The organism is Embleya scabrispora DSM 41855 (assembly GCF_000372745.1).
Classification (GTDB): Bacteria; Actinomycetota; Actinomycetes; order Streptomycetales; family Streptomycetaceae; genus Embleya; species Embleya scabrispora.
Genome location: NZ_KB889669.1, coordinates 62791 through 77752, shown reverse-complemented (window position 1 = coordinate 77752; position 14962 = coordinate 62791). Strand labels below are relative to the sequence as shown.

Below are 14962 nucleotides of genomic sequence, written 5' to 3'. Positions count from 1 at the left end.
TCCGGTCACATTCGACAGGAGGAGTGGGTCGTTCGTTTATTGTGCTGTGGGGAAGCCGATCGGGCTACCACCTCGGCAAGTGTGTCTGCTCACTGTGTGTATCACGGGTGATTGCGCTGAGCAATCGTGGCGCGCACAATGTGCTCGGAGTGTCCGTCGCGACCCGTCCCGGTCGCGGAGAAACGGGGGTGCCTGCGATGCGCAAAGCCTGGGTGGCCGGTGGCATCGCATTCGCGATCCCCTTCGGTCTGGTGGGTCTGCTCACTGTAGGCGTCGGCGCGATGCAGTCCGCGTCCGGCAGCCAGACCGGCCTCGGCGGCACGATGGCACTCGCGCCCGGCACCGTGCCGGCCGCGTACGCGGCTGCGATAGACAAGTGGGGTCGGCTCTGCCCGGAGATCTCGCCGGCGCTGTTGGCCGCGCAGCTCTACCAGGAGAGTGGATTCGACCCGAACGCGGTGAGCAACGTCGGGGCCCAGGGCATCGCCCAGTTCATGCCCACCACGTGGCCCGAGTGGGCCACCGACGGCAACGGGGACGGCAAGGCGAGTCCGTGGGATCCCGCCGACGCGATCCCGGCCGCGGCGCGCTACGACTGCTCGTTGGCCAAATATGTCGCCTCGGTGCCCGGCGACCGGACCAACAACATGCTCGCCGCGTACAACGCGGGCGCGTACCGGGTGATGCAGTACAAGGGCATTCCGCCGTACACGCAGACCCAGGATTACGTGAAGTCGATCCGCTCGCTGGAGCAGAGCTTCGGCGTGGTGCAGACCCCGCTGCAGCCGATGGCGCTCGCGGCGGGGGCGGTCAACTGGGCGCAGACCAAGCTCGGTACCGAATACCTGTGGGGCGGTGAGGGCACCGCGGCCGACGGCGGTCGGTTCGACTGTTCGGGGCTGACCCAGGCCGCCTACGACACCGTGGGCATCAAGTTGCCCCGGGTGGCCAACGACCAGTGGAACGCCGGCCGGCATCCCTCGCGCGACCAACTGCTGCCGGGTGACCTGGTGTTCTTCGCCACCGACCTGCGCGACCCGCGCAGCATCCACCACGTGGGGATGTACGTCGGCAACGGCCAGATGATCCACGCGCCGTACACCGGCACGGTGATCAAGTTCGGCCCGATCGACAAGCCGGACTACATCGGCGCGACCCGGGTCACCCCCGAGGGGGCGAAGTCGCTGCCGGATCGCAGCCCCGGTTCGGCCAACAACGACTCGGGGGCGGGCAGTCCGGCCGCCGACCCCGGTCGGTCCACCGCCGCGGGCGCGAAGGTGCCGGCCCGACTGCCCGCCGCGGCCGAACCGCGCGCCGCGAGGACGGGCGGCGCGCGGGGGCGCTGACCGCCGGCGCGCTCGGGCACGTGTGCCGGGGCGGACCGCGTCGGGTGCGCCGGGTGCGGGTCGCGGTCGCCGACCGGCGATGATGGGGCCGGTTCGCCCGCGACGGCAGAAAGGCCCCGCCACATGGCGATGATCCCCGGCACCGGCAGGTTCACCATGGTGGTCGGCGTCCTGGCGCTCGGCTTCGCGCTCGCGGTGGTGAAGGTGACCGGGCCCTACGGGTCGCCCCCGTATCACGCTCCGACGTCGCCGATCGGGATCGAGACCCTGGCGCCGCGGCCCGGCACGACCGGTGCGGTGATGCAGGTGGTCGCGCATCAGGACGACGACCTCTACTTCATGAACCCCGACGTCGACCGGGCGGTGCGCACCGGCACGGACAGCGTGACGGTCTTCCTCACCGCCGGCGAGGCGGACGGACGCAACGGCCCCGGCGGGCGCCCGGATCCGCAGGCGTACGCGGCCGCGCGCAACAACGGCTCGCGCGCCGCGTACGCGTTCATGGCGCTGGGCGACCGCGCGGCCCGATGGGAGCGGCACAGCGTGCGGTTGCGCGACGGCGCGCACGCCGAGCTCGACCACCTGGTGGACGCCCCGAACATCAAGCTCGTGTTCCTCAACACGCGCAAGGAGGAGGGCATCGGCGCGCACGGGCGGCTGCGCACGTTGTGGAACGGCAGCGAACGCGAACTCGACACGCTGGCGGCCCGAGACGAGCCGGCCGGCGGGCCCTACTCGTACACCCGGGACGGCCTGATCGACTCGCTCGCGGACCTGATGCGGGCCCAAGCGCCGAGCGTGGTGCGCACACTCGACCCGGACCCGGATCGACAGCGGCACGACGGGGCGCACCCCGTGCACGCGGACAACGGCGGCGTCTCGGACCACCAGGACCACACCGCCGCCGCGCGATTCACCTGGGAGGCGCTGCGCCGGTACAACGCCGCGCGGCCGGCCGCGAGCGCGGCGGCGATCGCCTACCGGGGCTATTACAACGAGCGTTGGCCGCACAATCTCGCGCCGGCGGCCCGCGAGCGCAAGGACGAGATCACCCGGGTGTACGGCTGGACCGACCGGGTGCACCACTGCCCGGGACGGGTGGATTGCGGCGACCTCAAGGTGCGCGACACCGCCGCGCGGACCAACTGGCCACAGAGCACCACGTATCGCTTTCCGGACGCCGGGCCCCGGCCGGTGCTCGGCGCGGACGGCCGGCTGACCGCGTGGGCCGTGCTCGGCGGCCGGGTCACCCGGTGGACCCAGGAGGGCGTCGGCACCCGGACCTGGTCCCCGGCGCAGTCGATGCCCGGTCCCGGCGACGGCGAACTCGCCCCGGGGCCGGCCGCGGTGCGCACGGCGGACGGCCGGATCGCGGTGTTCGCGCTGCGGATCGGCGGCGCCCGGCGCTCCGATCGGGACCGGTTCGAGATCGTCACCGCGACCGAGGCGACGCCCGGCGGCGCCTTGGGCCCGTGGCGGGGGCTGGGCGGCCCCGACGACGGCGGGCGTGGGCCGGGCACACCGGTGGTCCAGGCCGACGGGGCGGGCGGACTGCACCTGTTCGTGCGCAATCGGGACAAGGGGCTCAGCACCCGCTTTCGGCCGGCCGGCAGCGAGGTGTGGTCGGCCTGGCAGGACCTCGGCGGCGGCGAGATCGTCGAGGGGCCGAGCGCGGTGACCCGACCGGACGGCCGGGTGACCGTGTTCGGCACGGCCCGCGAGGGCATCCGGTACTGGGACTTCGCCGGCGACCGGACGGGGCCGCCCGGCACCATCGCGGCCGAACGGCCGGTGGGACCACCCGCGGCGGCGGTGGGCGCCGACGGCCGGGTGAGCGTCGCCTACCGGCGGGCCGGCACGGCGGAGATCGCGAGTGCGGTCGAAGTCGGGCCCGGCGCCTGGGCGTCGGGGGGCACACGCGGCGCGGGGGAGGGCTACGAGGCGCTGTTCCCGCTGCCCCGCCCGGACGGCACGACGGCCGTCTGTACCCGGGACGCCGTGGGCCGCCCGGTCGTGGTCGGCGCGGCCGGCCCGCCGATCGTGCTGGACGAGCACGCGGTCGCGGTCGGGCCCACCGGTGCGACGGACGGCGCCGGGCGGCCGGTCGCCCTGTGGCTCGGGCCGGACGGCGCGCTGCGCACCGCACCTTCGTCCTGACGACGCGCCGCGCACCGCACGCCGTGTCGACGACACGATCCGGCCGGCCGCGCGGGCACCCGCCCGGACACGCGAACGGCGGGCGCTCCCCGAAGGGAACGCCCGCCGGACGGCGCGGGAGTGCGGTGGATCAGACGCTCACGCCGTGGCTGCGCAGCCACGTCATCGGGTTGACCGCCGAGCCGTAGTTCGGCGTGGTGCGGACCTCGAAGTGCAGGTGCGGGCCGGTCACGTTGCCGGTCGCGCCGGAGAGCGCGATCTTCTGGCCGGTCTGCACCTTCATCCCGGCCTTGACCGAGATCGAGGAAAGGTGCGCGTACTGGGTGTACTTGCCGTCCGCGTGCCGGATGACGACCTCGTTGCCGTACGCGCCGCCCCAACCTGCCGACACGACGGTGCCCGAGGTGACCGCGCGCACCGTGGTGCCGGTCGAGACCGCGAAGTCCTGGCCGGTGTGGCTGCCGCTGGACCAGCGCGAGCCGCCGGCGCCGAAGCTCGAGGTGAGCGTGGCGCCGGAGACCGGGGCGACGTACGAGCCGGACGCCTTCTCGGTGCTCGCGGCGGGCTTGGCGTCGGACTTGGCGGCCTCGGTCTTGACCGAGGTCTTCGGCGCGGCCGGCTTGGTCTCCGCCTTCGGGGTCTCCGGCTTCTGCACCTCGACCTTGGGCGCGGCCTCGGTCTTGGCGGTGGTCGGCGCGACCTTGCCGTCGACCGTGAGCTTTTGGCCCGGGAAGATCAGGTCGGGGTTCTCGCCGACGACGCTCTTGTTGGCCTCGTACAGCTTCGGCCAACCGCCGGGCACGTGCGCGGCGCCGGCGATCTTCGAGAGCGTGTCGCCGGCGACCACGACGTAGGACGACGTCGGGGTGGAGTCCGCCTTGGCGACCGGCTCGGTCTTCGGGGTCTCGGTCTTGGGTGCCTCGGCCTTGGGGGCCTCGGACTTGACCTCGATCTTGGGCTCGGCGACCGTCTTCTTCGGGGTCGCGGCCTTGGGAGTCTCGGTCTTGGGCGCCGTCTTCGGCGCGGTCTTGCCGGCCGAGGAGCCGGTGTCGACGTCGGGGGTCCCGCCGCCGCGAGTCAGACCCGCCTTGATCGAGCACACCGGCCAGGCGCCGGGGCCCTGGCTCTTGAGCACCTTCTCGGCGATCGTGATCTGCTGACCCTTGGTCGCCAGGTCGGCCCGCGCGGCGTACTGCGTGCCGCCGAACTCGTTCCAGGTGCTCTGGGTGAACTGCAGGCCACCGTAGAAGCCGTTGCCGGTGTTGATCTGCCAGTTGCCCGTGCTCTCGCACATGGCGACCTTGTCCCAGGTGCTCACGGAGGCGGCCTGAGCCGTGCCCGCGCCGATGATCGGCATGGCGACGCCGACTCCGGCGACACCCGCCGCGGCGATCAGACGCGTGGTCCTACTGGTGCTGCGACGGCGATGACGCCCGGTTCCGGACAGCATGGCTGGATCCTCTCCCACGCCTACGAGGTGAGCTGTCGGATTCGGGCCGGAGATCGATAGCCCGGCCACATCCCGAAGGACGTGGCTTCACCCCAAGCCGTTCGCGGCGTCCGATCGTTGTGATCGGGGCCGTTCACGGCGGTTCACCTGTGGTTCCCCCGCTCCTGTCGTGTGGTGCTCGTCAGCCTCCCGAACGGCCGGCGACAGGATTCGGCGTACCGGCGATCGGGGTCCGTGTGGGATACGGACGGATCGAACGCTAAGCAGGCCCGGACGTAGATCACAAGTCCGTGTCGGATAGACGTCGAATATCCGATTTGCGGATGAGCGCAATGTAGATGATCCCTTACGGAAAGGACCGTAGTTGGCGTTCCGTGGTGGATGCGTCGGAAATGCGTGACAGGGGCTCCCGGTTGCCGTGCAGGCGGATCGTCCGGAAACGAACACCTACGCCCCGCTTGTCACATCGGCATCGCGCGTAGCGTCGCGCGGGGGCGCTCATGCCCAGCCGGGCGGGCATCCGCACTCGCGGCCGGCGTGATCTACCCCACACATGAAATGCCGCATGTCCGATTCGTCCCAGGCGACTTCGTGCCCGCCGACCTCGGCCCGAGCGGCCCCGGCGGCTCGAGAAACCCCGGTCCGCCGCGCCGACGGCCGACGACCCACCGGCGCGGCGCGCCGCACTCGCCTCAGCCGCGCAGCGCCTGCCAGCCGGCCCATGCGCTCTGCACCATGTCCGACGTGCCGTACCGGGCCTTCCAGCCCAACTCGGTGGTGATCAGGTCGGCGCTCGCGACCACCCGGGCCGGGTCGCCCGCGCGCCGCGGGTGGTGCTCCGGCGCGGCGTCGGGCAAACCGGTGACCTCGCCGATGAGTTCCACCATCTCGCGCACCGACGTGCCCTCGCCGCGCCCCACATTCAACACCAGGCGCGCGTCCGGGTCGGTCGCGAGCCGACGGGTGGCGGCCACGTGCGCCTCGGCCAGATCCACCACGTGGATGAAGTCGCGCACGCACGTGCCGTCCGGGGTGTCGTAGTCGTCCCCGAAGATCACCGGCGCCTGATTGGCCGTCAATTTCTCCAGCACCATCGGCACGAGGTTGAACACGCCCTTGTCCGCGAGCTCCGGCGCGCCCGCGCCCGCGACGTTGAAGTAGCGCAACGAGGCGTACGAGATCCCGTGCGCGCGCGCCGTGGCCTTGATCATCCACTCGCCGACGAGCTTGCTCTCGCCGTACGGGTTGATCGGCAGACACGGGGTGTCCTCGTCGACGAGGTCGACGTCGGGCATGCCGTACACGGCGGCGCTGGAGGAGAACACGATGCGGGTGACGTCGGCCGCCACCACGGCCGCGAGCAGGGTGCGCAGACCCTCGACGTTCTCCTCGTAGTAGAAGAGGGGGCGCGCGACCGATTCGGGCACCTGCTTGCGGCCCGCGATGTGCACCACCCCGTCCACGGCGTGCGCCCGGAAGACCTCGTCGAGCAGCGCCCGATCCAGCACCGAGCCGACCACCAGCGGCACCCCTTCGGGAACCCGCTCGCGCGAGCCCGAGGACAGGTCGTCGACCACGACCACGTCCTCGCCGACCGCGAGCAGCGCCCGCACGACATGCGTCCCGATGTATCCGGCACCGCCGGTGACAAGCCACTTCATGGATTCAGCGTATCCGCCGAGCCCGCCTCCCGGGACGAGGCCGGGCCGATCAGGACACAGGTGTCGAACGGGACTCGGAGACGCGGGGCTGCGGTTCCGTGCCGGGGATCATCACCTTGCGCGAGACCACGAACGTCACCGGGATCGCCGCGGCGGCGGCGACGAGCGGCGCGATCCGCTCGTCCATCGACACCCACGACACCAGCGCGTACACGCCGACCGTGGTGATCACGAAGTTCGTCACGTTGGTCAGCGGGAACAGCAGGAACTTCTTCCACGTGGGCTTCACCTTGTAGGTGAAGTACGTGTTCATGAAGAACGAGCCGATCATGCTCAGGATGAAGGCGGTGATGTGAGCCACCAGATACGGCACCACATGACGCAACCCGAGGTAGAGCAGGTAGTAGGTGCCGGTGTTGACGACACCCACCAGCGCGAACCGGATGGCCTGGCGCAGCATCAGCGACCAGCCCCCCGCGCGGACATGTCCGCGGACGTCTCCCGGATCGAGACGGTCGCGGCGGTCTGCGGCACCGGGACGCGGTGGTCCTCGGCGCTCTCGCGAACCAGGTAGTGCGGCCGGTTCTTGGTCTCGTAGTAGATACGGCCGATGTACTCGCCGATCAGCCCCAGCATGGTCATCTGCAACCCGCCGAGACCGGTCACGGCCGCGATGATCGTGATGTAACCGGGCGTCTGGACACCTTGGACGATGGCCATGCCGACCAGGACCATGGTGTAGACGAGTGACAGCGCCGAGAGCATCAGACCGAAGTAGATGGCCACGCGCAGCGGGCGGTTGTTGAACGAGATCAGACCGTCGAGCGCGTAGTTGAGGAGCTTGCCGAAGCTCCACTTGGTCTGTCCGAGTTCGCGCGTGACGTTCTTGTACTCGAACAGGACCGAGTCGTACCCGATCCAGGAGTAGAGCCCCTTGGAGAAGCGGTTGTACTCGCGCATCGACAACAGCGCGTCCAGCGCCTTGCGCGACAGCAATCGGAAGTCGCCGACGCCGTCCACGAGTTCGACGTCGACCCAGCGGTTGACGAGCTTGTAGTAGGAGCTGCTCAGGAAGCTGCGGAAGCGCTTGTCGCCCTCACGGCTGCGCCGCGCGATCACCTGATCGTGACCCTTGAGGTGCAGGTCGAGCATGCGCGGAATCAGCTCCGGGGGGTGCTGGAGGTCCGCGTCCATGATCACGACCGCGTCGCCGGTAGCCTGTTCGAGGCCGGCGAGCATGGCCGCTTCCTTGCCGAAGTTGCGGCTGAACGACACGTACTTGGCGGCCGGGTCCTTCGCGGCCAACTCGCGCAGGATACGAAGGGTGCCGTCCGAGCTGCCGTCGTCCACGTAGCAGATCTCGACGTCGGCACCGATGTCCTTCAGTTCCTCGCGGATCGTCTCGTGGAATGTGGAGAGGACGGCTTCTTCGTTGAAGCACGGCACCACGAGAGACAAGAGCATCGACTTCACCGGTTTCTCGTCTGAAGACACAGGCCGCGCCCTGGTCGCAACCATATGGTCGGGGAGCCTACCCACCCCCGGGGTGACCTCGGGAGGAGGCGACGATGTTCGAGACGCGCGCCTGCCCGAGCGTCGATCATTGTTGCATGATTCGGCCGCGATCCGGGTCTGGGAAGACCGCCTGAAAACCCGCTCATCAGCCGATCGGCGCCTGGGTCCAGGCACCGAACGCTGCTGCCGCGCCCGCTCGTTCCTGGCGGGCGGAGGACATCCTCCCGTCGGGGCCGAGCACGGTGATCAACACCCGGCCGGCGGCGTCGGCGGTCACGGCGGGCAGATGCACGGACTTGCCGCCGAGATCGGTCCAGGTCGGCGCCCCGGTCGGGGTGGACGGCAGGCGGGCCACGCTGACCCCCAGACCGTCGTTGCGGTGCGCCAGCAGCACGCCCTCGACGCCCTGTACGCGCAGCGCGGCCGGTGCGCCGGTACCGCCCTGCCCGCCCAGATCGATCGGATCGGTCTTGGCCCACGACGCTCCGGGAGCACTCTGCCGGTACAGCAGGATGCGCCCGGAGTCGACCTGACGGGTCAGTAGCGCGACGCGACCGTCGGCCTCGGCGTACGCCGTCAACGGTCCGCCCGGTGCGGGGTAGGGCATCGACGAGTCCAGGGTGAGCGGGTCGCCGCCGCGCGACTGGCTCCAGCGGGCGATCCCGGTCCGAGTCGAGGCGTAGACCTCGATTCGACCGTCCTTGAGGGCCACCGCGGACACGCCGTCCTGGATCTCCGTCCCGCCCAGCGACCGCCAGGGCTGCCAGGTCCCGTCCGTATTCTGTACCCGCTCGCTCAGGCTGCGGACCTTGTTGCGGGCGAACAGATGCAGCCGGCCCGCTCCGTCGGCGATCACCGTGGGCGACCCGGTCTCGCGGACGGCGACCGGATCCGCCTCGTCCGGTGCACCCAGCGAGGTCCACGAGCCGAACGAACCGCCCGCGTTCTGCACGCACGTGACGATTTCCCGGCGCTGCGCGGCCGGGTCCGCCGCGAGGTTCATCCGCAACGAGAACAGCTGGAGTCGACCGTCTCCCCGCTTGAGCACCTCCAGTCGGGGCGCGAGCAGGCCGCCGCCGAGGGTGGCGGCCTTTTGCCATGATCCGTCGGCGCCGGTCGCCCAGACGACGGCCTGCCCGTCCAGCACCGCGAACGAGTAGAGCGCCCCATTGGGGCCGGCCTGCGTCCAGTTCGCCGTTCCGGGGTAACGCGGGTAGGTGCTTTCCGCCCAGTTGTAGACGGCGACGTTCGAACCGACCTTGCGGTCGCCGCACCCGATCGGATCACCGCAGTCCCACGCGTCCACCCAGCCGTAGGTCTCCAGCACCTTCTTCTTGCGGCCGAAGCCTTCGGAGCCGAGGTTGTGCGGCCAGTGCGCGTTGCAGTACGCCCGGTAGGACTCGACGACGGTGGGCGGACGGCCCGGCGCGCCGCCCTCCTGATAGCGGCGCAGCGCCTCCAACGCGAACAGAGCCGCAGCGGTGTGGTCCTGATGGTCGTCGGGGGTCGGCACGTGATCGGGGCCCTGCGGGCTCGTCTCCGGATCCGGGTCCAGGGTGCGCAGCAGGGTCGGCCGGAAGTGGCCCATCAGATCGGTGAGGGTCTCCAGCAGCGAATCGCGCGTGAACGAGGACGCGGTGGTCACCAGGCCGCCCTTGGCGGGGAGCGTACCGAGGCGGGGCAACGTGTTCTCCCAGAGCGCACGCAGGCTGTTCCGGCTGAAGGCCGTGATCATTCCCGCCTCGTGCATGCTCAGGAAGACGAGTTGCACGCCGGGTGCGTCGATCAGGGTGTTCAATTCGGCGACGGCGCCGCGGGTGTCCAGTCGCTCGCGTTTCCAACGCGCCGTGCGGTCGCCCAGCGCCATCAGGGCGTAGGCGCCCCGCGCCCCGTTCTGCCGGGCGCCGGTGAAACCGGCCCGGTCCGGAGCTCCTTTGGTACGTCTGGGGTCGTCTCGTCCGAAATTGCGCCCGTCCGACTCGCCGGCGGTGAGTACCACTGTCACGCTGCGCGCGTCGGGGCCCAACGTGGCCAGCACGTCCGGGTTCATGAAGTAGAGGTCGTCGTCGGCGTGCGCGATCACGTGCATCACCGAGGCGGGGACCTTCGCGGGTGCGGGTGTCTTCGTCGCGATGTCCTGCGCCCGGCGGTTGCGCCGGGGTTCGTCCCGCCGGTCCAGTCCCCACCAGGTCAGCGGTGCCACCGCGGCGGCGAGCACGCCACCGGCGGTCACAAGCAGCCCCCGTCGAGTCGGCGACGGCATCGGCATGGGTGGCACCCTTCCTTCCGGGAACTCGTGTCATCACACGCGCGGAACAACCCCATCGGTTGCGCGCGGTACGCGGCGCCGGGCGATCGGCCATGTCCGCGCGGGGCTGCGGCGACCGAAACCGTCGATGCGCCGGGGCTCTACAGTATGACCTTGGAGAATGGTGGCTCCGGCACGGGGCGCCGGCCCGCCCCCGGCGGTGTGGTCACGCGAGGTTCCACCGGTACGCGACATGTCTGAAAAGGGAACAGAGGCTTTGACGCACACCGCAGAAGTCGATCAGGACGGCCAAGCGGCCGGAAGCGGAGAGGATCTCGTCGACACCGCCTCCGGCAATGACGGCCGATTCCCGGGTCCGCGGCTGCGCCGGTTCGCGAACGCCGGGCGAGGACCGCTCCTGGCGGCGTTTCTCGCCTTCGCGTCCTACTGTGCGGCCTGCGCGGTGCGCGGCACGTCCCCCTTCGGATCCCGCTCCCGGGCGATCAACGACTTGGCGAACCAGTTCGTCCCGTTTCACGCGCACTTTTGGGACCTGGTGCACGGCCGCACCTCCGGAGACCTGTTCTTCAACTGGGACAGCGCGTACGGGACCGGTTACCTGCCGGACTTCTACACCTACCTGATGAACCCGTTCTCGTGGCTGGTCGCGCTGTTCCCGCGGGACCAGATCGACTTGGCGGTATTCCTGATCACCCCCTTGAGCATGGCGCTCGGGGCCGCGCTGATGACGCGCTACCTCGGCATGATCTCGAACGGACCGTGGTGGCAGCGCGCCGTGCTCGGCGCCGCTTTCGGGATGTGCGCGTGGGCGCTGGACGACGCCTCGCCGGACCCGATGTGGATGTGGGGCCTGGCCTCGTTCCCGTTGATGTGCATCGCCGTCGAGTGGAGCCTGCAGGGGCGCCGATGGGTCTGGGCGACGCTGTTCGTCGCGTTCTCGTGGGGTGGCAACTTCTACACCGCGATAATGGCGACGATCGGTGCGGGCGTGCTCTTCACCGTCCGCGCCATGGCCGAGGACGTGACCTGGCGACACCGTGCGGAGCGCGCGGTCCGGGCGATGTCCTCGGTCGGCGTCGGGGTGTTGCTGACCCTGCCTCTGCTCGTGCCGTCGTATCTCGCCAGCAAGGATGCCCAGCCGGCGCCGATGTCGATGTTCAAGGCGATCCCGGGCGACGTCTACGTCACCCAGATGTTGCCGGCCACCCGTCCGCTGGTGACCGCGCCCAAGTTCTTCGTCGGCACGTTCGCGTTGCTCCTGGTGCTGACCATGCCGTTCAACAAGGCGCTGGCGAAGCGGGTGCGGGCGAGCTGGAGCATCGCCCTGGTCCTGGTGGGCGCCTCCTACGTATGGGAGCCCACGCAGAAGCTCTGGCACGGGATGGACATCCCGAACGGCAGCCCCTATCGAGCGATGTTCGTGCTCAGCGGGTTGATCGTGATCGCCGCCTGGTTGTCGTTGTCGCATCGCCCCGGTCTGTTCGCCGTGCTCGGCGCGGGCGCTGTCGTGCTGGCGGTCGCGTTGTACGCGAGCGGCGTCAAGGACGTGCAGATGGAGTACACGTGGTGGGCGCTGCTGATCGGTGGCCTCGTGGCGCTGGTGGTGCTGATCGTGCCCAACCTGTCGGTGGGTCGGATCGGCGGCGGAGCCGGCCGCGCACTCGGAGCCGGGCTCGCGGTACTCCTGGTCGGCGGATTCGCCACGGAGGCCACGATTTCCGCGGTCGCGGTCGACGACTACCGCAATCGCCTGGACTTCTTCGAGCCCAAGCCCGAATGGAACTCGTCCTACGCCGCCAAGTACGCGGCGACACGCGAGGCGGACGGCTGGCCGGCCTATCGCACCGACACCGCGCCGAACTCCTCCGTCAACAACGACGTGTTGTTGATGGACGGCCAGAACGCGCAGTACTACAGCAGCTACGTGACGTCCCGCTCGGCGACGGTCCTTCAGCGCTTCGGCTACCCGTGGTGGATCAACGGACGGTACCTGGACTCGGTCGAGAACCCGGTCACCGACGCGATCTTCAGTGTTGGCGCCCGGGTGCTGGCGCCGGAGAAGGGGACGTCGGTCTCCCGCGTCGACCGCTACTCGGCGCCGCCTCTGGTCACGGTGCAGCCCAAAACCGCGACCTCGGTGCGCGGCAGCGCGTTCGCCTGGCAGAACGCCGCGCTGGGCACGGACGTGTACACCGTGCCGCAGGTGCGCGTGTCCGGCCTGGAGACCGCGAAGTCGCACAGCGGGACCGATCCGGTCCGGGTCGTGCCGGTCAAGGGCAAGACCAACGTGCGCCTGGACGCCCAGTGCACGCCGGGTTCGACCGCCTACCTCTACGCACCGTGGTTGTCGGCGACCGTGTCCGCGTTCGACAACGAGTCCAAGATCTCCGGGCGGGCGCCGGGCACGAGTGCCCCGGTGATCCCGCTGGGCACGGTCCCGACGTCGGGCGCCGTCTCGGTCGTGCTGAAGCCGAGCGAGACCGGCAACGTCCCGCGTGAGCCGATCGGCTGCCTGGACAACGCCCGCCTGAACCAGGCGGTGGCCGGACTCAAGGCCACCGGTGCCCGGTCGTTGTCCGTGGGCGGACACGACGTCAAGGCGAAGCTGCCCAAGGGCAGCACCGGTACCGCGGTGGTGGCCACGCCCGCCAACAAGGGCTGGACCTGTGAGCGCGACGGATCCTCGGTCAAGGCGACGAACCGCTACGGACTGCTTGCGGTGCCGCTCGGATCCGGGGCCTCGGAGATCTCCTGCTCGTACACCCCGCCGGGCTTGGCGAAGGGTGCCGTCGCGGGCGGTGTGGGCTTCGTGGCGTTGCTGGCGATTCCGCTGATCGGCCGCTGGATGCGGCGCCGGGCCGAGACGTCCGCAGCCAACCTGCCGTAGGCCGACACATCGCCTTGCCACGAAGGCGGCGGCCGCCCGGAAACCGGGTGGCCGCCGCCTTCGTGTCGGGTTTGCTCAGCTCTTCTTGCCCGGAGCCTTCCGTCGCTTCATCCGGGCCGATGCCACCGCCGCCGCACCCCGCGGGCCGTCCGCCACGCGCACGCCCAGCGAATGGCTCGACGTGCGGTACGGCTGGACCAGCAGCACGCCGCGGCGCAGGTCGGGCACCAGGTGTCGACCGAGTCCGGAACCGCCGCCGGCGCGCACCCGCACCTCGCGGAACGTGCCGTCCCGGAACGAGATCCGGGCCCAGATGTCCCACGTCGCGAACGCCTCCAGGCCGCGCAGCGTGCCGCCCTCCAGAGTCGCCTTGCCGTGCAGGAACCCGTCTCGGGCCACCGTCTCCAACTGCGCGGCCCGGCGCCGCTCGGCACGACCGTGCCGATCCCGCAGGATGATGTCCGCACCGACCGCACCGGCCCTCGAAAGCAACCCGTACAGGTCGGCCACCCGCAACACCAACGCGAGCCGGGGCCCGCTCATCGTCACCGCGGCCTCGATGTTGATGGGCAGCCGATCGGGCGACTCGGTGGTCAGCCCGGTCAGTGGCACCGACGGCTCCTCGTCGTCCCACAGGGGACGGTTCGGCGTGCCGGCGTACGGCGGGACGAGTCGCGCGGGCTCGGCGGCCAACTCGGCCAGCCGAGGCAGGGCGGTCGGTTGCCCGCGCAGCGCGATCAGTGCCGAGATCCAGCGCATCGGCGCGTTGGCCGTCTCGATCCCGCGGTAACCGAACGTGTCCAGATGTGCGCGCGTGGCGTCCCACCACTGCTGCTGGTAATCGGCGTCCTTGGTGTGCAGGTCGCGCAGGTACAGCGCCAGATCGTGCTCGACGAACTTGCGTTCGGCGGCGTCCACGAGCCGGGTCTCGCCGGTGGCGCGCATCGTCTTCAGGACGTGGGTATGCGCCTTGAGCCGGTCCTGCCAGTTCTTCAGCTGATCCCGGCGCAACGAGATCGACGGCGCGGCCGAGCGACGCCGCACGTTCCAGGTGTAGACGTGATCCGGGATCACCGCGAAGCGGGTCGCCGCCGCGTACACGTCGGCGGTGAAGACGAAGTCCTCGTAGTGCTCGTCGCCGTCCGGGAACTGGATCTTGTTCGCGGTCAGGAACGAGCGCCGGTAGAGCTTGTTGACCGCCAACGTGTCCCAGAGCGTCTCCGGGCGGAGGGCCAGCGAATACACGCCCCGGTTCGTGAACAGTTCGCGCTGCCACGGTACATCGCGATTCTCCGGGAGTTCGTGCCGCACGCACGCGCCGACGGCGAAGTCCGCGTCGGCGGCCTCGGCCGCGGCCAGCAACTTCTGCACCGCCCCGGGGGGCAACACGTCATCGCTGTCCAGGTAGAGCACCCACGGGGCCCGCGCGAACGCGGTTCCGTCGTTGCGGGGCGCCCCACACCCACCGCTGTTCACGGTCCGTCGCACCACGCGCACCCGATCGCGGGGCCAGCGTCCGAGGACCTGGGGAGTGTCGTCGGTCGAGGCGTCGTCGACCACGACGACCTCGTGCACGATCTCGCCTTGGGCCAGTGCCGACTCGATGGCATCCGGTAGGTGCACGGCGTCGTTGTACGTGATGACGACGACGCTCACTGCGTCCTTCGCTGCCATCCC

General features: G+C 70.4%; 9 protein-coding genes and 1 riboswitch. Of the genes, 3 read left to right on the top strand and 6 right to left on the bottom strand.

Translation table 11 applies throughout. From position 1 onward, the window contains the following. Nucleotides 1-197: 197 nt before the first annotated feature. Nucleotides 198-1346, top strand: coding sequence for a C40 family peptidase (locus A3IC_RS0122415; RefSeq protein WP_020552299.1), 1149 nt, complete (start codon nt 198-200; stop codon nt 1344-1346). Between the two features lie 123 nt (nt 1347-1469). Further along, nucleotides 1470-3503, top strand: coding sequence for a PIG-L family deacetylase (locus A3IC_RS55905; protein ID WP_020552298.1), 2034 nt, complete (start codon nt 1470-1472; stop codon nt 3501-3503). A 130-nt stretch (nt 3504-3633) separates the two neighbouring features. On the opposite strand, the gene A3IC_RS0122405 is transcribed toward A3IC_RS55905, so the two are convergent. From A3IC_RS0122405 to A3IC_RS55900, 5 genes are all read right to left on the bottom strand, one after another. Then, nucleotides 3634-4953 (bottom strand): transglycosylase family protein, encoded by a 1320-nt coding sequence (locus A3IC_RS0122405; protein WP_020552297.1) that lies wholly within the window; start codon nt 4951-4953, stop codon nt 3634-3636. A 2-nt stretch (nt 4954-4955) separates the two neighbouring features. Next, a riboswitch (cyclic di-AMP (ydaO/yuaA leader) is annotated at nt 4956-5140 on the bottom strand. Between the two features lie 505 nt (nt 5141-5645). Then, nucleotides 5646-6614: a UDP-glucose 4-epimerase GalE gene (gene galE, locus A3IC_RS0122400; RefSeq protein WP_020552296.1), complete on the bottom strand. Its 969-nt coding sequence runs from the start codon at nt 6612-6614 to the stop codon at nt 5646-5648. Nucleotides 6615-6663: 49 nt separating this feature from the next. Continuing rightward, a complete protein-coding gene (locus tag A3IC_RS0122395; protein ID WP_020552295.1) occupies nt 6664-7074 on the bottom strand; it encodes a GtrA family protein in 411 nt (136 codons plus the stop codon). Then, nucleotides 7074-8078: a glycosyltransferase family 2 protein gene (locus tag A3IC_RS0122390; RefSeq protein WP_040877026.1), complete on the bottom strand. Its 1005-nt coding sequence runs from the start codon at nt 8076-8078 to the stop codon at nt 7074-7076. The genes A3IC_RS0122395 and A3IC_RS0122390 overlap by 1 nt, the downstream gene beginning before the upstream one ends. A gap of 196 nt (nt 8079-8274) precedes the next feature. Beyond that, the gene (locus A3IC_RS55900; protein ID WP_052173707.1) at nt 8275-10398 is read right to left on the bottom strand and encodes a DUF8189 domain-containing protein; all 2124 of its coding nucleotides are present in this window, start codon (nt 10396-10398) and stop codon (nt 8275-8277) included. A 256-nt stretch (nt 10399-10654) separates the two neighbouring features. On the opposite strand from A3IC_RS55900, the gene A3IC_RS55895 reads away from it, so the two are divergent. After that, entirely contained in the window at nt 10655-13285 is a 2631-nt protein-coding gene (locus tag A3IC_RS55895) for a YfhO family protein (RefSeq protein ID WP_052173705.1), read from the top strand. Nucleotides 13286-13360: 75 nt separating this feature from the next. Here the strand turns inward: A3IC_RS55895 and A3IC_RS55890 are convergent, their stop codons facing one another. After that, nucleotides 13361-14959, bottom strand: coding sequence for a glycosyltransferase family 2 protein (locus A3IC_RS55890; protein WP_040877007.1), 1599 nt, complete (start codon nt 14957-14959; stop codon nt 13361-13363). Nucleotides 14960-14962 lie beyond the last annotated feature (3 nt).